The 21670-nt window shown below is 57.9% G+C and carries 18 protein-coding genes; 15 read left to right on the plus strand and 3 right to left on the minus strand.

The window, feature by feature from the left end:
* Positions 1–25: 25 nt before the first annotated feature.
* Positions 26–517: a DUF1543 domain-containing protein gene (locus APH44_RS22705; protein WP_054894656.1), complete on the minus strand. Its 492-nt coding sequence runs from the start codon at positions 515–517 to the stop codon at positions 26–28.
* Positions 518–1771: 1254 nt separating this feature from the next.
* Here APH44_RS22705 and APH44_RS22715 point away from each other — a divergent pair.
* The 12 genes from APH44_RS22715 to APH44_RS22765 all read left to right on the plus strand — a co-directional run bounded on the left by APH44_RS22715 (position 1772) and on the right by APH44_RS22765 (position 14823).
* Positions 1772–3109: a YadA-like family protein gene (locus tag APH44_RS22715; RefSeq protein WP_054894658.1), complete on the plus strand. Its 1338-nt coding sequence runs from the start codon at positions 1772–1774 to the stop codon at positions 3107–3109.
* Positions 3110–3181: 72 nt separating this feature from the next.
* Complete coding sequence (gene cprA, locus APH44_RS22720) at positions 3182–4339, plus strand: cationic peptide resistance protein CprA (protein ID WP_054894659.1); 1158 nt, start codon at positions 3182–3184, stop codon at positions 4337–4339.
* A 138-nt stretch (positions 4340–4477) separates the two neighbouring features.
* Entirely contained in the window at positions 4478–5170 is a 693-nt protein-coding gene (locus APH44_RS22725; protein ID WP_054894660.1) for a response regulator transcription factor, read from the plus strand.
* A 20-nt stretch (positions 5171–5190) separates the two neighbouring features.
* Positions 5191–7527 (plus strand): ATP-binding protein, encoded by a 2337-nt coding sequence (locus tag APH44_RS22730; RefSeq protein ID WP_156343783.1) that lies wholly within the window; start codon positions 5191–5193, stop codon positions 7525–7527.
* A 118-nt stretch (positions 7528–7645) separates the two neighbouring features.
* Positions 7646–7879, plus strand: coding sequence for a hypothetical protein (locus tag APH44_RS29855; protein ID WP_156343784.1), 234 nt, complete (start codon positions 7646–7648; stop codon positions 7877–7879).
* A gap of 27 nt (positions 7880–7906) precedes the next feature.
* Complete coding sequence (locus tag APH44_RS22735; protein ID WP_054894662.1) at positions 7907–9097, plus strand: pepsin/retropepsin-like aspartic protease family protein; 1191 nt, start codon at positions 7907–7909, stop codon at positions 9095–9097.
* A gap of 234 nt (positions 9098–9331) precedes the next feature.
* Positions 9332–10273: a DNA-binding transcriptional regulator DsdC gene (dsdC, locus tag APH44_RS22740; RefSeq protein WP_054894663.1), complete on the plus strand. Its 942-nt coding sequence runs from the start codon at positions 9332–9334 to the stop codon at positions 10271–10273.
* A gap of 49 nt (positions 10274–10322) precedes the next feature.
* The gene (locus APH44_RS22745; protein ID WP_054894664.1) at positions 10323–10811 is read left to right on the plus strand and encodes an OmpA family protein; all 489 of its coding nucleotides are present in this window, start codon (positions 10323–10325) and stop codon (positions 10809–10811) included.
* Entirely contained in the window at positions 10808–11266 is a 459-nt protein-coding gene (locus APH44_RS22750; RefSeq protein ID WP_054894665.1) for a peptidoglycan-binding protein, read from the plus strand. Before APH44_RS22745 ends, APH44_RS22750 begins: the two co-directional genes overlap by 4 nt.
* Positions 11263–12966, plus strand: a complete 1704-nt coding sequence (locus tag APH44_RS22755) for a penicillin-binding protein 2 (RefSeq protein WP_054894666.1) — start codon at positions 11263–11265, stop codon at positions 12964–12966. Before APH44_RS22750 ends, APH44_RS22755 begins: the two co-directional genes overlap by 4 nt.
* Before the next feature lie 33 nt (positions 12967–12999).
* Complete coding sequence (locus APH44_RS22760) at positions 13000–13953, plus strand: retropepsin-like aspartic protease (RefSeq protein ID WP_177339352.1); 954 nt, start codon at positions 13000–13002, stop codon at positions 13951–13953.
* A 186-nt stretch (positions 13954–14139) separates the two neighbouring features.
* Positions 14140–14823: a hypothetical protein gene (locus tag APH44_RS22765; protein ID WP_054894668.1), complete on the plus strand. Its 684-nt coding sequence runs from the start codon at positions 14140–14142 to the stop codon at positions 14821–14823.
* Between the two features lie 55 nt (positions 14824–14878).
* Here APH44_RS22765 and APH44_RS22770 read toward each other — a convergent pair whose 3' ends face one another.
* Both APH44_RS22770 and APH44_RS22775 read right to left on the minus strand, forming a co-directional pair.
* Complete coding sequence (locus tag APH44_RS22770) at positions 14879–15667, minus strand: OmpA family protein (RefSeq protein WP_054894669.1); 789 nt, start codon at positions 15665–15667, stop codon at positions 14879–14881.
* Positions 15668–15706: 39 nt separating this feature from the next.
* The gene (locus tag APH44_RS22775; RefSeq protein WP_054894670.1) at positions 15707–16090 is read right to left on the minus strand and encodes a DUF4398 domain-containing protein; all 384 of its coding nucleotides are present in this window, start codon (positions 16088–16090) and stop codon (positions 15707–15709) included.
* A 285-nt stretch (positions 16091–16375) separates the two neighbouring features.
* Between APH44_RS22775 and APH44_RS22780 the strand changes: the two genes are divergently transcribed.
* The 3 genes from APH44_RS22780 to APH44_RS22790 all read left to right on the plus strand — a co-directional run bounded on the left by APH44_RS22780 (position 16376) and on the right by APH44_RS22790 (position 21560).
* A complete protein-coding gene (locus APH44_RS22780; RefSeq protein WP_054894671.1) occupies positions 16376–17569 on the plus strand; it encodes a D-alanyl-D-alanine carboxypeptidase family protein in 1194 nt (397 codons plus the stop codon).
* 249 nt (positions 17570–17818) lie between these two features.
* Positions 17819–18472, plus strand: coding sequence for a glycosyltransferase family 25 protein (locus APH44_RS22785; protein ID WP_054894672.1), 654 nt, complete (start codon positions 17819–17821; stop codon positions 18470–18472).
* A 169-nt stretch (positions 18473–18641) separates the two neighbouring features.
* Entirely contained in the window at positions 18642–21560 is a 2919-nt protein-coding gene (locus tag APH44_RS22790; protein WP_082430657.1) for a S8 family serine peptidase, read from the plus strand.
* The last annotated feature ends 110 nt before the right edge of the window (positions 21561–21670 follow it).

The raw sequence follows: 21670 nt of genomic DNA on the forward strand, positions 1-21670 counted from the left end.
TCAGCGTTTCGGTCGATACCGTCGCTCAGATGACGATGTAGTCGCTGCGCTGCAGCGTGCCTCGATGTTCGCCCTCGACCAGGTGCACATAGCGACCGTCGACCAGGTCCACCGGCAGGCAGTCGTCGACATCCACCACTGTGTCGGTGTGCGGCTTCAGCCAACCGGCTGCCATGCGTTGCTTGGCGATCTGCTTGGCGGCGGCCTTGTCGGTAGCCGTTACCAGCAAGTAGCGGTGATCCTCGCCAAACACCCCAGGTGCGTAGCCTCCCAGGTTCAGCAAGAACAAGCGCATGGCGCCGGGCGGTGGTGCGGCGTGGCCGAGCTCCACGCGATAGCCATCCACACCGTGGACTTCCCACCAGGAATCGATGTGCAAGCCTTTAGGGCTGCCGAACCAGGCGCTGCGCAACTGCGGGTAGGTCTGGTCGAGCGTGTCGGCGTGGGCGAAGACCACGTCGTGGACTTCGATGCTGGCTCGAGGGTGTCTTCCTCCGAGCATGACTACGTAGAGCATGGGTGAGCCTGTTATGAGGGTCAGGGGGCATATGGTGGCATAGCGTGTGGTTGAGTGCTCGGCGGCGTGTCGGCATTGTGCCGCTGCTCATGCGCACGAGGGTTTGTCTGATAGTTAAATAGGTTTTTTCTTAGTTTTTAGGAATCCTCCGATATTTCCGCCCGGGTATTTACTGGAAGATAGCGCTCGTGTTCAGGGAGTGGGTGCTTCTGGGTTCTATAAGTGTGCACTTAGCGTGTGACGAAACTTATTGAAATGCCAAGGACTTGCGTCAGCTCGGAAGGGCTCGCTCTTTGAAGAAAGCGCCTGATGGATGCGGGTGCTGGGTGCATTAATGCCCAGGGATGGGCATTTTCTTTATGAAGGCTTTAATGTCGCCCACCTGTACACGGTCACTGTTCGAGTTGCTCGCGCGGCTTGAGGGTATCTCGATGCATTCGTTTTTTCGGCCACTGAAGTGCGGGTATTTCATCCGGGCGCTGATATTGCATTTTGAACTTCCAGGCGATTTTTCGTCACTGGATTGGATGCCTATGCGCGAAGAGCGACTCCCTATCACAAGCAGGTCGAGGTGATGGCCTCGATTAATTATTGGATTGAAGGGGTTGGCGGTTGGTCATGAAGTCGAAAATGAATATCAAGTTTGCACCGGGCAGGCAGCGGTGGATGGGTGGTGTGCTGGTCTCGTGTGTGTTGGGAATGGGAGGCTCGCCAGTAGCATGGGCTGTGCAAGTTACCGATGTGAAGGGGCCGGCGCCGACGGCTGCGGATGATGCACGTTTGAAGGCGAACGTAGATGCATTGGCGAAGAAGTTGGAGCAGGTCACTGCGGTCTTAGGAACTCCGGCGCCTGGCGTTGCGACAGCGAGCCTTAATGCGAAATTCGCCAACCAAGGCGATGGTACTTTCCTGACAACTCGCATGTTGGCGGAACACGAAATTTCTAATATTTCGTCGGCCCTGGAAGCAGTTGGGGGGGTTCCGGCGATAGTACCGGCGGTAAAGTCGTTTGCTGATAACGTAAGAAATACGTTGGTTGGGATTGCACGGTTTGAAAAGCAATTCGACTCTCGTGGCGACTACATTGCGGAATCACTGGGAGGAGGGGCGAGTGTCCAGCAAGATATAGACGCGCCTGTGAATACGCCGATTAACGATGTTCTGAAGTTGCCAACTTTCCAGGCGGCACGCGTCGATGTAAATGGTAATGCCTTGGCGTCGCCGGCAACGAGCAATAACGTAGCCGATGCATTGATGACCGTCGGCGAAAGCGTCAAGAACACTGCCAACGCTTCCGTCAAATACGACGATGCCAGTAACAAGGCTCAACTGACCCTCAATCCAGGTGGTCAGGCCGCGCGCCTGACCAACGTCCAAGCCGGTGCACTGACTGCCAGCAGCACCGATGCAGTCAACGGCAGCCAGTTGTCGTCTTCGAACGAGCGTATCGGTCAGCTCGGCACCCAGGTTGGCGAACTGGCCACACGTACCGGCAATGACATCGCTGCAGCCAAGGCCTACACCGATGCCAATGTTGTCACGGTGCGTCAGTCCATCGAGGCGGTCCAGGACGTTGCGACCCAGACCGCGCAAGCAGCTGTCAAATACGACGACGCCAGCAGCAAGGCCCAACTGACCCTCAATCCGGGTGGTCAGGCCGCACGCCTGTCCAACGTCCAGGCCGGCGCACTGACTGCCAGCAGTACTGATGCAGTCAACGGCAGCCAGTTGTCGTCCTCGAACGAGCGTATCGGTCAGCTTGGCACCCAGCTTGGCGAACTGGCTACACGTACTGGTAATGACATCGCTGCGGCCAAGGCCTACACCGATGCCAATGTCGTCACGGTGCGTCAGTCCATCGAGGCGGTGCAGGGCGTTGCGACCCAGACCGCGCAATCGGTAAGCAAAGTCAGCGCTGAGGTGGCCAATCTGCAGCAAGGCGTGGGCGGCGCTTTCCAGACCAGTGCCCGCAGCAACCTGCGTCAGCCCCAGGCTTCGGGGAAAGACGCCGTGGCCGGTGGCGGCGCTGCTCAGGCTGCGGGTGACAACAGCGTGGCGATGGGCGCCCGAGCACGTGCCGAAGACAGTGGCACCACTGCGGTGGGGAGTGATGCCAAGGCCATTGCCAGCAACAGCGTTGCCTTGGGCGCCAACTCGGTTGCCGACCGCAGCAACACGGTCTCTGTGGGGCAAGCCGGTGCCGAGCGGCAGATTACCCATGTCGCTGCGGGCAGCCGCGGCACGGATGCCGCCAACATCGCCCAACTGACTCGCGCCACAGCCGCTGCCACCGAGCAGGCGAATGCCTACACCGACCAGCGTTACGCGCAACTGCACCGCGACCTCAAGCAGCAGGACAGCACGCTCAGTGCGGGTATTGCTGGCGCCATGGCCATGGCCAACCTGCCGCGGTCGATGGTCGCCGGCGGCAGCATGACCTCGGTGGCGGTGGGCAACTACCGTGGCGAGTCGGCGCTGGCGGTGGGTGTCTCGTATGTCTCGCCCAGCGGTCGCTGGTCGACCAACTTCAGCGGGTCCACCAACACCCGCAACGACGCTGGTGCGGCAGTGGGCGTCGGTTATCAGTGGTAATTCGTTTCGATCAACGTTGAATCGCGAGGTGGGCGGGTGTAATCGCCTGCCTCGCCGGATGGTTAGGAGTGTATGAACATGCAGATCGATGCTATAGCGAAAACGCGGGCTGCCATCAGTGAACGCCTGTTGATCACAGGTGCAACCGGTTTTCTCGGTGGTTCGGTGGCCGCTCAGCTGATCGCATACGGCTACGTCAGCCAATTGTGCTTCCTGGTTCGGGCAAGTAGCCCGGAGCAGGGATTGGAGCGTGTGCGTACCAATCTGAGCTTGCACGGTGTAGGTGAAGTCGGGCGGATGTCGCTCAACGCCGATCAGGTGATTTGTGGCGACCTGCTGGATACCTCCTGGCTGGAGCCCGAGTCACCGAGGTTGATGACGATCGATCGGGTCATCAATTGCGCGGCCGTGGCATCTTTTTCGAAGAATCCAAACATCTGGCCGGTGAACGTGGAGGGCACCTTTGCCTTTGCCAAGGCGATGAGTCGCATGCCGCGCCTGAAGCGCTTCGTGCATGTCGGCACGGCAATGAGCTGCGGCCCTGATCGCGATTCGCTGGTCAGTGAGTCCTGGCGCTTTCCGCAGGCCGAGGCACAACTGGTGCCCTATACCGCTTCGAAGGCCGAAATCGAGCGACGCATGCGTCAGGAGTTGCCTGATCTGCCTCTGGTCGTGGCTAGGCCTTCGATCGTGGTCGGGCACCGCATCCTGGGATGCCAGCCGTCGGGCAGCATCTTCTGGATGTTCCGCATGGGGCTGGCCCTGGAAAGCTTCACCTGTGATCTGGAAGAGAAGATCGATGTGATCCCGGTCGACTACTGCGCCGATGCGTTGATCAATCTAGCGCTCAAACGCCATCTGCGGCATGACCTCTATCATATCTCCGCAGGCCGCGACGCTGCCTGTACGTTTTCCGACATCGACCAAGCCTTTGCTGCTGCCTGCACGACGCAGCCGGTGGGCGAGCGCTATCAGAAAGTCGGCGTCGAGGATCTGTCGGCGCTGGCTGCCGACTTCGAGTCTCGCATCGGTCCAGGCAACCCCCGTCTGATCATGCGCGCTTTGCGCCTGTACAGTGGTTTCGCCAATCTCAACTACGTGTTCGACAACAGCCGTTTGCTGGATGAAGGCATCACGCCGCCGCCGCGTTTTACCGACTATCTTGAAGCCTGTGTTCGAACGTCCAGAGGCGTCGCGATCACGCAGCAGATGCAGTGGGACTTCAAGTGAAGAGCTGCGCGGTGTTAGCGTATGGCCATTATTCAGCCATGATAGCCAGGCGATGGCTGAACGCTTGCCGCGCGTTCGTTCAGGCGTGACGCCCACGCATCCGGACGCAAACAGGTGCTGATCATAGATGGAGCTGACATGAGCGCTTCTTCCGCCGTCATACGTGTTGCCGTGCTCGATGATCACGCTGTGGTGCGCTGTGGGGTGGTCGCGCGCATCGGCGAGGAGCCGGATATCCAGGTGGTGGGCAGCTACGCCTCCAGCCTGGAGATGATTGCCGGCTTGCGCACTGTGCCTGCCGATGTATTGCTGGTCGATTACACCCTCAGCCCGAACGTGCTCGATGGCGTTTCACTGATCCGCGCCTTAATGACCAGGTTTCCCGCCAGCGCGGTACTGATCTTTTCTTCGCACTATGAGCCGGCGATCGTCAGCCTGGCCATGCGTGTGGGCGCCTGCGGATTCGTCGGCAAAACCCAGGACATGGCCCATATGATCAGCGGCATCCGCACCGTGGCCAGAGGCAAGACCTACATCGACCCTGATATGGCCTACCGCCTGGTGGAGGTCAGCGTCAATTCGGCCCTCCAGCGAACACCGACGCCCTCGGTGGAATGCAGCGCGGTGCGAGTCGAGGGGGTGCGGCTGTCAGCCAAGGAAAGCGAGGTCATTCGTTGTTTTCTTGCAGGCCTTACGGTCAGTGAGATCGCCCGTAAGTTCGAGCGCAGTGAAAAGACCATCAGCACCCAGAAATGGTCGGCCTTCCGCAAGTTGGGTGTGACCTCGGATGCCGAGCTGTTCAACCTCAAGCATAGGACGGGTGCCTTTTGAAGTGTCTGGCGCTGCTCAGCATGGCGGCTCTGGTGAGCTTGGCGCCGTCGGTGGCCGCGCAGAAATTCATATTGAGCGAAGAGGAGCGTGCCTGGATCCAGGCCAACCCGGTAGTCAGAGTCGCAGCCGACCGCAACTGGATGCCGATCGAGTATCTGGAAGACGGAGAAGTCAAGGGCCTGGCGGGAGAGTTGCTCGCCTTTATCGAAAAGAGCACGGGGTTGCGTTTCGTCCCGGTACCTAGTAGTGACTGGTCCTCGGTGGCCGGCCTGCTCGAACGGCGTGAGGTGGATATGGTGTCGTCGCTGGTGCGCGATTTTGCCCAGCCGACTTTTGCCGCACTGGTCAGCGAAACCCGTACTTACTACATCGGCAATACCTTCATTTTCGCGCTTGAAGACAATTCGATGATCTTCGATGTCAAGCAACTGGAAGGTCGGGTGGTTGCCGTCAAGGGCGGTGGGGAATACGAGGCCAGGGTCCGCGCGCTATATCCGGGAATAATCATACTGGCGACCCGCACTCCCGAAGACTCCCTGATTGCAGTGATAGAGGGGCGGGCCGATGCAGCCATGGGCGTTGGGCAGACGATGCTGCCTTACCTGCGCAGGAAGTACGACGGATTGCTGCAGGTGTCAGGAGGTATCGCCAGCCTTCCAGTAGAACTGACGATGGGTGTACGGCGCGACCTGGTGATTCTGCATGGGATCATCGACAAGGCGCTCGCTTCGGTCAGCGCCGAGCGCGCCTATGAAATGGAGGAGCGCAGCTTCGATTACGCCACCTACGGTGCGCCGACGCTCAGGGTGATGTTCAGCTATTACGGGCCAATTCTTGGAGTGCTTGTCGTCAGCCTTCTGCTGATCCTCTTCTTCGCCTTGCATGCCCGCAAGGAACGGCGCGAGGCGATCCGCAGTGAAAGTGAGAAAAAGATGTTCATTGCAGTACTGACGCATGAAATACGTACACCGATGAACGCCATCATTGCGTCCATCGAGTTGCTGGGGCGCGGCGAAGAGCTTTCAGCCGAATCGCGCCGTTTGCTGGACCTGGCCAGAAGCGGGTCGGAAAACCTGCTCTATCTGCTCAATGATGTGCTTGACGTTTCAAAGCTGGAAGCTGGGCGCCTGCAGCTTGACCCTGCGCCGGTGGACGTCATGCGCCTGGTCGGTTCGGTGGTCGACTTGCTCGCTGTAAAGGCATGTGAGCAAGGGCTGACGCTGGAGTTGGTACAGGCATCTGGCATCCAGCAGTGGCTGATGATGGACAAGGTGCGGATGGAACAGATTCTGCAGAACCTGATCAGTAATGCGATCAAGTTCACGGCGGCGGGTGGCGTGAAGGTGACGGTCGGGCTGAATACCGAGGCTTCATCACCGGGGATGGGTGAGTTGCAGATCCAGGTCATCGATACGGGTATCGGCATCGATTCCCATAGTCTGGAAAAACTGTTCGAGCCCTACACACAAGCTTCGGGCTCCGCCAGCCACCGCTCTGGCGGTACCGGACTGGGTCTGTTGATCTGCCGCCAACTGTGCGAGCTGATGGGCGGGGCGATCGGGCTGTCCAGCGAGCCCGGCAAGGGCACAGTGGCCACGGTGGTGATCCCCTGTGAGCTGCATGAGCCCTCAATGCATCACGCTGCACAAACAGTTCCCGAAGCAGGCGCATTCCAGGTGCGTCAAGTCGAGCAGGCTCTGCAAGTCCTGCTGGTGGAGGACACGCCCGCCAACCAGATCGTGTTGCAAGCACAGCTGGAGGTTCTGGGCTGTCACTCGATGCTTGCACAAACCGGGGGCGATGCGTTGCTGGCACTTGAGCAGAACCGCTTCGACATCGTGCTGCTCGATTGCCAACTGCCGGATATCACCGGCTACGAGGTAGCTCGTCGCTGGCGACAGGCAGAGGTGGTGAGCGGCGCGACGCCAACACCTATCGTCGCAGTGTCGGCGCAGAACGACGCGGCACATACGATCGCCTGTTTCGACGCGGGGATGAATGGTGTGCTGGGCAAGCCGATAAGGCTGGGCAAGCTCAGGGACACGCTTGCGCTATGGGCTGACATGCACATCGCCGAAGCGTTCGAGGACGCTCTGTCGGTCGGTACTCTGCAGGCAGCAGCCGATTCGCTGCAGATCGATGTAGACGCACTGGAGGCGGCGATCGAGGGGTACGACAAGGAAGCAGCGCTTTATCGCGCTCATCGATTGCTCGGTGCCTGTGCAGTACTCGGTTACCCCAGGATGATTCTTTGCCTTAAAGATCTTCAGTCTCATGTGCAAGTAGAGCGTTTCGATCAGGCCGGCAACGACGTGATGCATCTTCGCAAGGTACTGGCGGAAAAGATCGCCCGCTGACACTTTTAAAAACAATACACCGTTCCAACCCATCGCTGATTCGACGCTGGCCATTATTGGCCGGGCGGGTGCGTGCGCGCGCAATTTGATTAACTGAGTGTATGAAAAGAGGTCATTGATGAAGATCACAGTTTCCAAGGGGATGGCGATTGCATTCGTCATATTGTGCAGCGGTTGTAAAACGATGGATCAACGATTGGATGAGTGTCAGGCGTACGGTGTAAGCCGGGACGTCTGTTATCAAGCCGAACGTGATGATATGCGCAGCGAACGTGAACATGCCGGTGAACGGTTTGACCGTGCGGTACGGGATGCAGAGAACGTCAAGAAACGCCGCAAGCATTCAAACTGAACCAGCCATTCGTCGAGGCACCGCAACGTGATCTGGGATAACAAACTCTTTCTTTGCATAAGTGCACTGATCTTCATGCTGCTCTGCACGGAGTGGTTGCACAGCTCGCACCTTGAGGAGGGTGCGCCATCTCAAAGTAAAAGTTACGAGCAGCCATTCGACACTGTGCCGCTGGTGAGCGTGCACATTGCCGGTAAGTATTACAACTTTCTCCTCGACAGTGGTGTCCCGGTGGTGCTCCTTGACAGGCAGTTGGCTCGTCAGGTCACAGTGCCCTTGGACACCCGCACCCTCGTCGACAAGACCGTGTACCAGGATCTCACCAAACTTCAGGGTACGCGTGGTGCGGTGGATCCTTCCCGGTTCGACCTTATCAAGCCCGTCGCTTTGAAACTGGGGCCATTCTCGCTTGTAGGCCAGGATGTCTGGGTGTCTACGGATCTATCTCCGCTGAGTGAGGCGATTGGCGTGCAGGTCAGCGGGATACTGGGTGTGGACACGTTCAGGCAGTTCAGTTGGGATGTGTCCAACGAAAAAAAGGTCATCCAGATTACTCAGCGTCCGCTTGAAGTGAGTGCGTTCGATGAGTGCATTGGTTACTCCGATAAATACGGTTCACAGCCGGAGCTCTTGTTGGCAATGGGTGAGCAGCAGGTGCTCATGCCCATTGATACCGGTGCGTCGAGGAGCTATATCGCCAAAGAGCTTGTCGATCACCTGAGCACGGAGAAGGGGGCTCTGCAGGTGAATCCGGGTATGGACGTTGTCGCCAACGCCAACGGAATCTCAGAGTTGTCGCGTTATGTGGTCAATGCCGTCACCCTTAACAATCAGCCACTGGGCATGATGGAAGTGCACGAAGTGCCTGATCGATATGGCGCGGGCATGGATGTGTTGAGTCGCTTCAGTCGCTATGCCTTCATTCCATCGAAGATGATGTTTTGCTACAGCGGACTCAAGCCAGTAGATCCCTTGCCGCTGGCCTATCGTGACATACGGATAAAAGTGCGAGATGGGCAAATCACGCTCGATTACAACACGGTTGACCAGTTGAGGGAGTCGAGTTTGCTCAATGGAGATGTGATCAAGCAGGTCAACGGTCAAGTGTATGTGCCACGTCAAATAGAGACGGTGAGAAATCTATTGAAGACGACCCCGCCTGGAAAACTCAATTTGCACATTCTTCGCAGTCATCAGGTTATGCAGGTCGATTTATAACGCTTGGGCGTGCGGGCGTTGGCAGGACAATTGAAACTGCGTTAACAGTCACCTGACCACGGATCATTTGCCCATGTAATACGTGAGTGCTTATCGTGGGGCGTGTGCAATCCCGATCCAGGTGACGCAGCCCGCCCCGGGGAGACAGTAACCACAGGTGCGGCACCGATAATAACGTCGGCGAATTATTACGAGCGCAGTGTCGCGCAACAGTCAATGAGTCGTGAGCGGTTAATGAATTACCTGATTCGAAAAGATACTGGTTTACCAAGGGTACAGGGTGCACACCTGGCCAATCTGCATACCTTTCTGATTGCCGCCCGGCACCTGAGTTTTTCCAAGGCAGCCGATGAATTGTTCCTGACCGCAAGCGCTGTAAGCCATCGGATTGCCCGACTGGAGGAAGGGCTGAAGCTGAAGCTGTTTCATCGGTTGCCCCGCCAGGTAAGCCTGACGGCCGACGGCGAGCGGTTCTACCAGATCATGCAGAACACCATGGATGCGCTAGACCAGGCCATGCAGTCACGCGCCGATGAACAGGTGCGTGGGCAACTGAGCCTGTATGTGCGTCCTTCCATCGTGCAGTGCTGGCTGATCCCAAGGCTCGCGGGCTTCGTAGAGCAATACCCTGATGTGCAGCTGGATATCCGCGTGGGTAATGAGCAGGTCGACTATCGCACCCGCAGCGTCGACCTCGTGCTGTGTTATTCCGACGGTGATTACCCCGGGCTTGTGAGCAGCCGAATCATGGCCGAGCGCATCGCGCCGGTCTGCAGCCCCGAATATGCCCGCCGCCATGGCCTTGATGGGCGGATGGACGAACTGCAGCGCTGCACCCTGATCCATGACTGCGCCGCCTGGCACAACTCGTCTTTCGACGCCGAGTGGCAACTGTGGCTCAGGGCGGTAGGCAGCGAGGCCCCGTTGAGCTCGCGGTTCCTGACTTTCGACCGTTCCGACCTGTGCATGCTCGCGGCGATCAATCACGCCGGTGTGGCGATAGGCCGCGAACAGTTGGTCAAGAACGCTTTGTCCCGCGGGGAACTGATAGCGCCCTGGGGCAGTTTCCAGCAGGCCAACGATTACGCCTATTACTTGGTGCATCCACCCTTGGATCCGCTGCCAAGGCGTATGCAAGTGCTGGTCGACTGGTTGAAGCAGCATGCCTTTGCGTGAGCGGCCGGCCGACCCTTTCCTTGAATTTGATCCAGACGGAGGTAGACCGATGGCTTCAGAAAATATCCTGGCACTTGCGCTGGTCATGGCGAGCCTTTCGGTCATGTCCGGGCAGTCCGCGTCCAAGCCCTCTGCGCTGCATGCAGGCGAAAAGTCTCGTGCAGCTACCGACGTGGTGGAAGGGGGAGATCACTTTCTGTACTTCGAGTCCGACCAGGCCACTTTGAGCCAGGACGATCTGTACGACCTGCAAGCCTTGGGTTGGCAACTGGCGCAAAACCCAGGTCAGCGGGTGTGCATCAGAGGCCACGCCGATCAGTTCGAGCAGTACGAGCCCAGCGTGGCGATATCGCGTGCCAGGGTGCAGATGGTCAGGTATGTCTTGCTCAAGCAGGGGGTGCAGGCTCAGCAGATCGTCACACGGGCGGTCGGTAATCGCCTGCCTATCGAAACCCGGCCAGATGAGCGTCACCAGCAGGTAAACAGACGTGTGGGCGTGACGTGGTCCGAACCGGGCCGGGGAGTGGCATGCCAATGAGACCGGTTGTCACTGCGGGGTCGGCGTGCACCGGGCTGTTGATCCTTGTACTCATGTACACCGTGGTCGTGTCGCTGCGTCAGGCCGTCATGCCAGAGCAGGACGCTGCCGGTCCCGGGCTGAAAGAGCAGGCCCCTGCGTTGAGCGAGGTCTGCGAGCGCCTGGACGGGCATGCCTTTGCAGCGTTGGGTACACGGGTGACGCGCGATCTGCAACGTATGCTCGCCGAGCAAGGCTACTATCGGCAGCCGCTCGATGGGTGTGTCGGCAGTGCAACGCAACAAGCGCTCTACCGCTATCAGCGTGACAACGGTTTGGCCGCCACGGGTGCAATCAATGCACCTACCCTGACTCATCTGGGGATCCCGGTACCTGCGTGGTTGTTGCACCACAAGGAAGCGCCCGCCACGCCGGATAGCGCTCAGTCGCTCAGCAGCAGCTCGACAACGCCATGAGACCTGCGCAAGCTTCGAGCCCCTGGCGGTTCCGCGTTGCGGTCACGTTGGTGGTGCTGCTGTCGGCAGTCTTGTGCGTCAGGCTGTTCCAGTTACAGGTCTCGGGCAGCGCCTTCCTGATCCAGCAGGGCGACTCCAGAAGCCTGCGGCATCTGCAGTTGCCGGCGTCCAGAGGCGTGATCACCGATCGCAGGGACCAGCCGCTAGCGGTCAGCACGCAGGTCACCACGCTCTGGGCGGACCCGCGGATGCTGCAATCGCAGCGTACACGCTGGCCGGAACTCGCCAGGCTGTTGGACATGGACCCGGCGAAGCTGAACCGGCAGTTGGACGACAATGCAAAAAAGGCGTTCGTCTACTTGCGCAGACGCCTGCCTCCTGATGAGGCCCAGCGACTACTGGACAGCCTGAAGAACGCGGGCATTCAGGGTGTCGCCGGGCTGGAAGAGTCCCAGCGCTTCTATCCGGCCGGCGCGACAGCCGCGCACATCACCGGCTTCACCGATGATAACGATCAGGGCATCGAAGGTGTCGAGCTGGCATTCGATAGCGCGCTTCAAGGCGTGCCAGGCATCCGCCAGGTGATCAAGGACCGCAAGGGCAATCTCAGTAGCGATCTTGGTACCGTACGTCCCGCGCGGCCCGGCCAGACGCTGAAGCTGTCGATCGACATGCGTCTGCAGTATTGGGCCTTTCGCGAACTCAAGCGTGGAATCGAACAAGAGGCCGCAATGGCCGGCTCCGCTGTGGTAATGGACATCCGCTCCGGTGAGTTGCTGGCGCTGGTGAGCTTGCCGACCTACAACCCGAACAATCGCGCATCGTTGCCCCGTGAGGCCATGCGCAATCGTGCACTGACCGATGTCTTCGAGCCGGCGTCGTCGGTAAAGCCATTCGCCATGGCGGCAGCGCTCGAAAGTGGCCGCTGGAAGCCTACGGATACCGTGGACGTAGGTGACGGTACGCTCAAGATCGGCCGTTATACCGTGCGCGATGTATCAAGAAGCCAGGGCAGGGTCCTGGGCTTGAGTGATGTCTTGCTGCGCTCCAGCAACGTCGGCATGAGCAAGATCGCCTTCGATATCGGTGGAGAGCGGATCCATTCTTTGCTGAGCAGGGTCGGCTTTGGCGTCGATACGCAATTGGGTTTTCCGGGCGAACGGGCCGGAGTCCTGCCTGCGTATCGGGTCTGGAACCCTGCAGAAACCGCCACGCTGTCTTATGGCTATGGCCTGTCGGTCACCGCGGTCCAGCTGGCGAGGGCATACGCAACGCTGGCCAACGAAGGGCAGTTGGTGGAACCGACGCTTGTGGCCCGGCAGCCATCGCAGGGCAGTGAGCAAGTGTTACCTGCCGATGTGGCCAAAGCGATCACCCAGATGCTGACGCGTGTGGTGGAGGCCAATGGTGGCACCTTTCGCGCGCGAGTCCCTGGCTATCAGGTAGCCGGAAAGAGCGGCACCGCCCGGAAGACCGCCGCCGATGCTCGTGGCTATCGAGCCAATGCCTACCAAGGCATCTTCGCCGGATTCGCTCCGGCAAGTGCACCTCGCTTCGTGGTGGTCGTGGTCATCGACGAACCCAGCAAGCGTGGCTATTACGGTGGCCTGGTGGCGGCTCCCGTATTCAGTCGGATCATGGCCGCGGCGCTGCGGTTGAACAATGTCCCTGGCGATGGCTTGCGGCCAGCGGTGCAGTAATGAAGCCCAATCATGTACTCAACGGAGGTAACCATGCCGACGATCGCCCCTGGCGGCAGCGTCAAGACCATCTTCCTGCTTGCTCTGCTCGCATTCATGGCGACAGGCTGCAACCAGCCCGGCGACTCGCGTGACCGGGTAGATCTGGCGCTCAAGCCTGTGTTGAAGGTCGAGACCCGGAACGGCCTGGTCGTGCCAGTGACCATCGGCGGTCAACGTTACAGATTCCTGCTGGCGACGGGTTCGAATTTCACCATCCTCGACCAGCGGCTTGCAGGCGACCTGGTCTTGGATATGGCCCCGAGCGAGATACCGGAAATCTATCGTGAGGGCGTATCGACCATCAGAACCACTCTCGGCAGCGACCGGCTTGGCGTCGCTCATCCCTTGCCATTGCAGATTGGTACGCAGACGGTCATTGGAAGTGATCCGTGGCTGACCTTGGATCTTTCCGCCTATGAGCAGCTCATGGGCGTGCGAATCGATGGTCTTTTGGGAATGGATACCTTCAGGCGTTTCAACTGGATCGTCGACAACCTCGAGCAGACGCTGCTCATCGCCCAAGGCACACCGTCGCTCTCCGAATACGACCACTGCAGCGGCTACAGCGACAGTCACGGCAACTCCCCGACGCTCTGGTTCAACTATTCAGGACAACCTGTACCGCTGCAATTGAATACGCTCCTCGAGGAAAACTCGCTGCCGGAGCAAGCGGCTGAAAAGCTCAGGAGCCTGGGTGGCCGGGTGACGGATCTAGCCATCGAAGGCGGGATGACCGTGCCTCTGAATGCCAAACTCTGGGCGGACTTTCGGGTGGACGGGCTGGAGATGGACGACTGGCCCGTGGGTGAGGTGCTCTTCGCCAGCTCTACCGATGACGAACAGGGGGTCGGCTTGGACTTCCTGGCGCGGTTCGATCGCTATGCCTTGCTGCCGTCCGACATGCTGTTCTGCTTCAACGCACGCGCTACCGCTCGACGGTTGTAGGTATCGACAGAGCAGCCTATCCACGGTGCATGCTCTGCGCGCATTGCGCCCTGATTATTCACGCTCTTTTCGGAGGCATCCTAAATACAGGATGCCTTGATATTTCAGAAAATCGACGAACCCAGATTCGGCGTTCGGCGCGTCGCCGTTTATTCATGATGTGTGCGATATCAGGAAGTAACAGCTATGTTCAAAACTATGGATCTCGGTAACTTGGAAGTCGATGGAGTTTTCTGTATCAGTATTCGGGAACGTTCAGATCGTCGGTCGCTCTTCAACAGCGAGTTTGCCTGCAGCCAATTACCTATCGAATTCCTGCTGGTAGAACGTGACAGTGAATGCCCGGAACGCGGCTGTTTTACTTCTCATGCAGCCTGCGCCCAGTTAGCGTTGAAGCGGGGTTACCGGCGAGTGCTTATTCTGGAAGACGATGCGACGCTGGTGCCGTTCAAGTTGACTCAGGTGTCCCAAATAAACGCGTTCCTGAGCCGCCATGAGCCAGAACTTTTCTACTTGGGCGCCAACCTTGGCAAGGTCTGGCTTACCTGGTGCCGGGGAATCGCACGGGTCCGTGCCAAGGGGACACATGCGTACATCTTGTCCCGCGTGGGTTGTGAGCGTCTGGTGAGTCATGCCCCCTATGCGGGGGAGGCGATTGACAAGGTTTTCTCGAAGCGATTCAAGGCGTTCATGGCGTTCCCGATGTTAAGTCAGCAGCAGTCGGAAAACCTGGCCCCCAGCGACATCGTCACCTCTCGCTCACTGGATGGAACCTATCCCGACGACGCCTTCTGGAAAGCCAACTGGCGAAAGCAATACATCCAGGTGCTTAAGAATATCGGCAAGACGCTGCTGTATCGGGATATGTAGGCCAATGGCCCAGGCGCTGTCGACGACAGCGCCTGGGCCATTATTGGGCTGGCTTTCAGAAGTGCGTAGGTGAAAGGTGGCGAGCCTTGACTGGTTGGTCGTCATTGGAAATGGTGACTTCCACGCGACGGTTTTGCGCACGGCCAGTGCTATCGGCGTTGTCCGCCACCGGGAAATCCTCACCGTAACCCCTGACCACAATGCGCCGTGGGTCGACCCCTGCGCGCACCAAGGCTGCCTGGACGCTGGTGGCCCGGCGATCGGAGAGCTTCAGGTTGTAAGGCGCAGGGCCTTTGCTATCGGTGAAGCCTTCAACGATCACCTTGCGCTCGGGATTTTCATTCAGGTACTGCGCGAGACGCTCGATGTTGGCGTGGGCACTGGTCCTGAGCGAAGCTTTGTCGAAGGCGAACAACACATCACCGAAGGTGATCACGGTGCCGCGTGCTGTCTGCTTGGCATTGAGACTTTCGCGCAGCTTTCGAATCTGCGCCTCGCGGGCTTCGAGTTTGGCCTGAGCACGCAGGGCGCTGGCGTTCCTCAGGTCTGCTTCGGCAACACGCAGTGTCACTGTCTGCCTTGCAACCTCTACCCGCTGGTTACCCAGATAGGCCAGGTGACTGACTTTCTGTTCGTCTTCTCCATCGAGGTAGGCCAGGTCAGCCTGGTCCAGAGCTTGCTCGGCCTCCTTGGTCTCGACGGCGGCGACCTGGCTTGCCTGCGGATCGCTCTGCAGCGTGGCGAGGTTCACGCGTGCCTGCTCCAATTGAGCGTTGGGCGCGTGCGAGCAGCCAGCGATAGCGCCCAGTGTCAGCAGGGCGGGGATCAAGATGGTCTTTTGCATGAATGCAGTTCCTTTCAAACACAATAGATAGGGCGCTGTTTAACGGGCGCTGCGCATGGCCTCGCCGAGGACGTCCTGGGCACCGCGCTTGGCGTCACTTGCCGCCTTCACAGCCTTGGCGGCCTGGGCTTTGCGCTCTGCAACCCTGGCGTCCCATTCGGCTTGCTCGGCAAGCCTTCGGGCCTCGCTGTTGTCAGCACCGTGCATGGCGATCGCCGCCTGCTTGAGCTTGTCCTGGGCCGCGCGCATCTCGATGGCGGCAAACTCGGTACCCCCTGCGCCGACGGCGGCGTCCACCTGGGACTGGGCGACAGCGTACTGGGCGCTCGGTGAGTCGCTGGCGCAACCTGTGAGCAGGGCGCAATATCCCAATGCCAATATCAATGTGCGCTGCCTGCCGATAAGTACATAGGGCTTTATCATGGCGAATTATTCCTTTACGAGAGTTCAATGTGTGCAGAGGAATCATGCGTGCCGTAAGTTGTAGTTGTTCGGGATTGCTGAAGTTCATCTTGCGCAAAAAACTATAAGTACTGCGCGTTAGCGGGTAAATACGTGATATTTGCTCATGTTTGGCGTGATGGTGGTTAAGGCGTTATCGGATGCGCAGGCATCACGCTATCGATGATGAGCGATCATTTGGCAAATTACTGTCGTTTAGGTTTTTATCGGGTGCATCCATGCCCTGTTCGATAATCTGGAGACCTGATGAAGTCTTGCGTGACACCCACGGCGCGTTTTCGCAACCACCTGAGTATGGCCGCCTGCAGCGCCACGCTGTTGATCCTGAGTCAGGCGGTACTTGCCGGCGGCGCTAATGTGTCTGCAAAGGCTTATGTATTGATTGACCCCGATGCGAAACAGGTGCTCGCGCAAAAAGACGGGAATCGGCGATTCGAACCCGCCTCCACCACCAAATTGATGACGGCGCTGCTGGTATTCAAGGCGTTGCGTGCCCAGCACATCGACCTGCAGCAAAAGGTGTTCATCAGTGGATCTGCCTGGAAACAATCGGGCACGACCATGTACCTTCACGCCGGCATGGAGGTCACCGTGGACGATCTGATCAAAGGCCTTCTGGTGCAATCAGGCAACGACGCGGCCTATGTATTGGCTGAGGTGGTGGGCGGTACGGTCGATCAGTTCGTGATCATGATGAATGCCGAGGCGCAACGCCTGGGTATGCTCGATACCCATTTCATGAACCCTGCTGGCCTGCCTGAAGAGGGCCACCTCAGCAGCGCCGTCGACCTGGGTGCCTTGGCGCTGGCGTTGGTGAACGGATTTCCTGAATATGCGCACTATTTCGCGATCAAGGAATATCACTATCCCGGAACGCCGACGGCCAATCGCAAGAATCGTAATCCATTGCTGTTCAGCGATCCGAGCGTGACGGGCATGAAGACGGGCTACACAGCGGCAGCAGGTTACTGTCTGGTGGCGACTGCACAGCGGCGAGTCGATGCCACGCATGAGCGCGGCATGCTGCTGGTGCTGCTGGGGGCCGAGAATGAAAAGCGCAGGGCCGAAGAGGCGGCGGGCCTGATCAGTTGGGGCTATCGCGCCTTCGAGCAGGTGCAGGCAGAGCAAGCCGTGACATCTTTCGATCCCATCAAGGTCTGGAAGGGCATGACCAGTCACGTGGAAATTGGATTGCAGGCGCCGGTGACGCTTTCAGTACCTACCGGACAGCAGGCGGGCCTGAGGAGCGAGGTGGAGTATTTCGAGCCGATCATCGCGCCGGTCGAGCAGGGTCAGCAGGTAGGTGTGGTGCGTTGGAGTCTGCTGGGCGGCCTGATCAGAGCCGAGCCGATCATCGCGCAGCATGCCGTACCCGAGGGCGGATGGTTGAGCCGGGCGTGGGGGAGTCTGTGCCTTTGGTTGCACGGCTTGTTGGAGTGAGGCTCGTGGAATGTTGTTAATGCCGGGGACATGTGCACGACGGGTCACCTTAGGCGATGCGTGATCTGCCCCAATGCTGTCAGGCAACTCGTTAGTGTTTCGCAACTGATACTCATGTTTTCGACCTGGCAGGCTCGGCTGTACGGACGGCGCTAGCTTTGGCGAGGGGCAATATAAGAATCCTCCTATATATTGGAGGGTGGGTGCAACTTCAATATTTCCAACCAGTTGAGTCGGGTGGTTGGAATGCTGAGTAAAATTAAATTTGATGTTGACGCTATTTATTGCATTTCGCTCGATGTGCGCAGCGACAGGCGAGAGTTATTCAGGCGCGGGATCGGTGAGCGACTCGGCCAGCAAGTGATCTTCCACATCGCGCAAAAGGACAGCAACCCACAGCGCGGCTGCTATTTGTCTCATCAGAAACTTGCCCAACAAGCGCTCGATGAGGGGCTCGACAGGATTCTCATCTTTGAGGATGACGCGAAATCCTACGACTTCAAGGCGGGTCGTGTCGCGTGGATAAATCGTTTCATGCGCACGCGACGCTTCGAATCCTTGCACCTGGGTTACAGCATGGGTCGAACGTGGCTGACGTGGTGCCCCTTCATCGCGAGAGGGCGCGTAGTCGCTCTGCATGCCTATGTGCTTTCGCGAGCGGGTTGTGAGATTTTGGCAAAAACTCCCTATGCCGGTATCCCTGTGGACGTGATGTTCAAACAGCGGGTTCGGCAACACTGCGTATTTCCGATGATGTTCCGCCAGCATTCCGCTAGCGAGGCGAGCAGTGATATCGAGGGGGTGATCAAAAACGAAGATGAATGGTGGGAAAACAATTGGCGAAAGCACTGGCGTTCGCCCATAAAAAACTTCTGGCGCACACTATTGCGGCTTGACTTTTAAGTCGGGTGACGTTGTGTGGATGTCGACAAGCAGCGGTATTTCGGAAATCTCACTGGCACCGTATTCAGCTTGGCAGGGTCAAGACTATCTAGCCAGGCGTGGGCGTTTTCGGAAGTCATGCTGGCGCCTACTCTTGACTCGATTTCCTATACTTGAATGAGAACGTACAATGAAGCCGTCCTTGAAAAAATGCACTCTCGACGCAAAATCATTAACACAGCTCGCCCTGGCACCCCTGCTGGCCGCATTATCGAGTCACGCAAATGCAGCGAATAACTCTAGTGGGTGGGAGCAGGATTATGTTGACGTACCTGCCGCTCGCGAACTAGAACTTTTCGGTCGCGGAGTCGACGTGGGTGTCATTGATCGCGGGTTTCTTCCGCAGCACCCTGCTTTTTTCGGGCTGGATATTCGACCACTGATCAACCGTACCATCATCAATGACATGGCGTTTGACTCGGATCTCTCAATTCCGAAATTCGGTACAGACAAGAAAACCGGACTGCCCACGATTGAAAGTCATGGGGCGAGTGTTAGTGGAATTATCGCATCGCGCACAGAAAGCCTTGGTGCGTTCACATTTGTAGGTGGCGTTGCGCCTGAGTCTCGACTATTTCAAACAGAGGTGGGAGAAGTGGATGAAGATGAGGATGAGTCGGATGACAATGCAGAAGAACCCCCATCCTCCTTGCTGACGCCCGGAAAAGAGGAATACTTTTACGGCGCACTGTCCACACTTCAGCAGAAGGCACCCTCGATTAGAATAATCAGCAATAGTTATAATGATGACCCTATTGGCGAGACGCCCGAATCGGTCGATCTGGCGTACTCAAGAATAGACCCCGCCGCTAAGCACCCCTTCATTGACGAACTCGTCAGTGGCGTGAAAAGTGGGCGCCTATTCACATTCGCTGCAGGTAACGAAAGTAACGTTCAACCTGGGTTGCTCGCGACATTGCCTCGATATAGGCCAGAGCTGGAGAGTGGCTTTCTGAGCGTGGTTGCAGTTGGGGCAGACGGAAGGTTGACGGACTATTCAAATGAGTGCGGTGTTTCAAGAGGCTGGTGCTTGGCAGCTCCAGGCGACCTGTATGTGGTGGGCGCGAGCGTGAGCGGCGAGCGTAATGTCGAGTATGTTTATGAGCCGAGTAGTGGAACCTCTTTTTCAACTCCGCTGGTGAGTTCAGGTGCAGCATTGATTGCTGAGCGGTTTCCTTATCTGAGTATGGCGCAGGTAAGAATGACGTTGCTCACGACGGCGTCGGATCTTGGCAGTCCTGGTGTTGATAACGAATTCGGTTGGGGGCTGTTAAACCTGGGAAAAGCAATCAAGGGGCCCGCGATGCTCTTTGCCGATCAAACCGTGACGATGAACCCCACCGCGCTTCGCTGGAGTGATCGTGACGTCTGGAGTAACGACATAACGTCTGGCGGCCTACTTACCAAAAGCGGTGCAGGTGCTTTGACCCTTGCAGGCAACAACCGTTTTTCTGGTGTTGCTGTAGAGCAGGGCGAGTTGGCGCTTGACGGTACCAACCAGTTCTCTACAACCAGCCATGTTCGCAGTGGGCGGCTGGTCGTGAATGGCGCGTTGACGGGCCCAGGACTGACGGTCGCTGAAGATGGTGAACTGCGCGGCAGGGGCCAGGTGAATGCACCTACCAGATTGGAGGGTACGCTCGTAGTCGAACGGGAGCTCAGCGCACTATCCTTCACTCGCTCGCTGGAACTGTCGACTACCAGTATCCTCAAGACCACGGACAGCCAACATGCGGCAATCCGCCTTGAAGGGCCAGCGGCATTCGCCAATCTCGGCGGTCGAATTCAGCTCACCGCTGGGTCTACCCATAGCGTTGGAACCGTACAACCGCTCATCGTTGCGAGCCAAGGTGCAGGTTACGGCGGTGGCTTCGATAGCTTGCAACAAGCCCCGGGACTCGCCGAGCGAGGCATGCGATATGACCTGAGATTCCGCCAGCACGCTGTCGATTTGATCTTGGCATCGACAGAGCTGCCCGGCCAAAAAGACTTGAGAGGAAATACGGCGAGAACTGCAAGTGCGCTAAACGCGTTACGAGATCGGCCTATCGCACTGCGTGCGGGGGCTTATAACGAATGGCTTCAAAGCAATTTATCGAGAGGCTATCTCGACAACCTGCCTCGCAACGCGGGTGGTCAGGTCTATGCCGACAGTTTAGCGTACTTGAGTCGGCAACCTATCGCCGTAAACAATGCAATGTCTTCCGAACTTTCCAATGTCTCTCCTGGCCAGACGACTCGATTGTGGATGCAAGGCCTCACCTCTGGACAGCGCAATGAGGGCGGCTCGAGTGCCAGTAACAGCAGAGAGCGAAGCGACGGCATAGCAATTGGCATCATCCAAAAAATCGATGAGCGAAATCAAGGTGGGGCTACGCTAGCCCAGACTAAAGGGCGCGTGAGCAGCGCCGGTGGAAAAGTTGAATTTGATATCACTCAGCTTTCTGTCGGTTTCATTCATGCTTTCGACAGCCTGCAGCAAGGCCCCTATCTGAGCGGTATCCTCGGGGCCGGTTATTTTGATGCTAAGAGTAAAAGGGATCTGACCGGGTTCACGAGTGCAAAAGGGGACAGCAATGGCCAGCTCTATCATGCGAGCATCAACGTTGGGTACCAGCAGCGGTATGCAGAATGGCGTATCGAGCCCAGGGTCGGGCTGGTGGCAACACATACACAGTGGAACGATAGGCGAGAAAAGAACAGCGAGCTGACGCTGGGCGTGAACAAAGCGAGTAAGGACGCTACCTTCGCTACCGTTGAACTGAGTATTGGGCGCGGCATACCCATGGGCAGTTGGTCAGTCGAGCCTGAGCTTAACCTTGGCTATCATCGTTCTTTGAGTTCACGAGGGGCAAGCAGCACCGCTACCCTTGAAGGCGTAGAGGTGAAACAGAACTCGGCCGAGCAGTCTCGCGATCTTTTAAGTGCAGGCTTGGCCGTACGTGCGCGTCACGGAAGTGTACAGGCGAGTTTGGCACTCAAAGAAACCGTCGGAGAAAAGATCGGAAACAGTGCTGGCGCTATGCTTAAATTAAGTTACGAGTTCTGACGCAAGATATATCGTTCTTGACGTGCGGTTCAACTGCTCGTGCGGCTTTTGGAGGGCATGATATACATATTGATGATGCTCTCTCGTTTTTTGGAGGCGCTGTAGTATGT

The organism is Pseudomonas sp. NBRC 111143, assembly GCF_001320965.1.
GTDB lineage: Bacteria > Pseudomonadota > Gammaproteobacteria > Pseudomonadales > Pseudomonadaceae > Aquipseudomonas > Aquipseudomonas machongensis.

Coding starts and splice junctions, on each gene's coding strand:
- APH44_RS22705 (WP_054894656.1), bottom strand. CDS start 517: ATGCTCTACGTAGTCATGCTCGGAGGAAGACACCCTCGAGCCAGCATC.
- APH44_RS22715 (WP_054894658.1), top strand. CDS start 1,772: ATGACCGTCGGCGAAAGCGTCAAGAACACTGCCAACGCTTCCGTCAAA.
- cprA (WP_054894659.1), top strand. CDS start 3,182: ATGAACATGCAGATCGATGCTATAGCGAAAACGCGGGCTGCCATCAGT.
- APH44_RS22725 (WP_054894660.1), top strand. CDS start 4,478: ATGAGCGCTTCTTCCGCCGTCATACGTGTTGCCGTGCTCGATGATCAC.
- APH44_RS22730 (WP_156343783.1), top strand. CDS start 5,191: ATGGCGGCTCTGGTGAGCTTGGCGCCGTCGGTGGCCGCGCAGAAATTC.
- APH44_RS29855 (WP_156343784.1), top strand. CDS start 7,646: ATGAAGATCACAGTTTCCAAGGGGATGGCGATTGCATTCGTCATATTG.
- dsdC (WP_054894663.1), top strand. CDS start 9,332: ATGAATTACCTGATTCGAAAAGATACTGGTTTACCAAGGGTACAGGGT.
- APH44_RS22745 (WP_054894664.1), top strand. CDS start 10,323: ATGGCTTCAGAAAATATCCTGGCACTTGCGCTGGTCATGGCGAGCCTT.
- APH44_RS22750 (WP_054894665.1), top strand. CDS start 10,808: ATGAGACCGGTTGTCACTGCGGGGTCGGCGTGCACCGGGCTGTTGATC.
- APH44_RS22755 (WP_054894666.1), top strand. CDS start 11,263: ATGAGACCTGCGCAAGCTTCGAGCCCCTGGCGGTTCCGCGTTGCGGTC.
- APH44_RS22760 (WP_177339352.1), top strand. CDS start 13,000: ATGCCGACGATCGCCCCTGGCGGCAGCGTCAAGACCATCTTCCTGCTT.
- APH44_RS22765 (WP_054894668.1), top strand. CDS start 14,140: ATGTTCAAAACTATGGATCTCGGTAACTTGGAAGTCGATGGAGTTTTC.
- APH44_RS22770 (WP_054894669.1), bottom strand. CDS start 15,667: ATGCAAAAGACCATCTTGATCCCCGCCCTGCTGACACTGGGCGCTATC.
- APH44_RS22775 (WP_054894670.1), bottom strand. CDS start 16,090: ATGATAAAGCCCTATGTACTTATCGGCAGGCAGCGCACATTGATATTG.
- APH44_RS22780 (WP_054894671.1), top strand. CDS start 16,376: ATGAAGTCTTGCGTGACACCCACGGCGCGTTTTCGCAACCACCTGAGT.
- APH44_RS22790 (WP_082430657.1), top strand. CDS start 18,642: ATGAAGCCGTCCTTGAAAAAATGCACTCTCGACGCAAAATCATTAACA.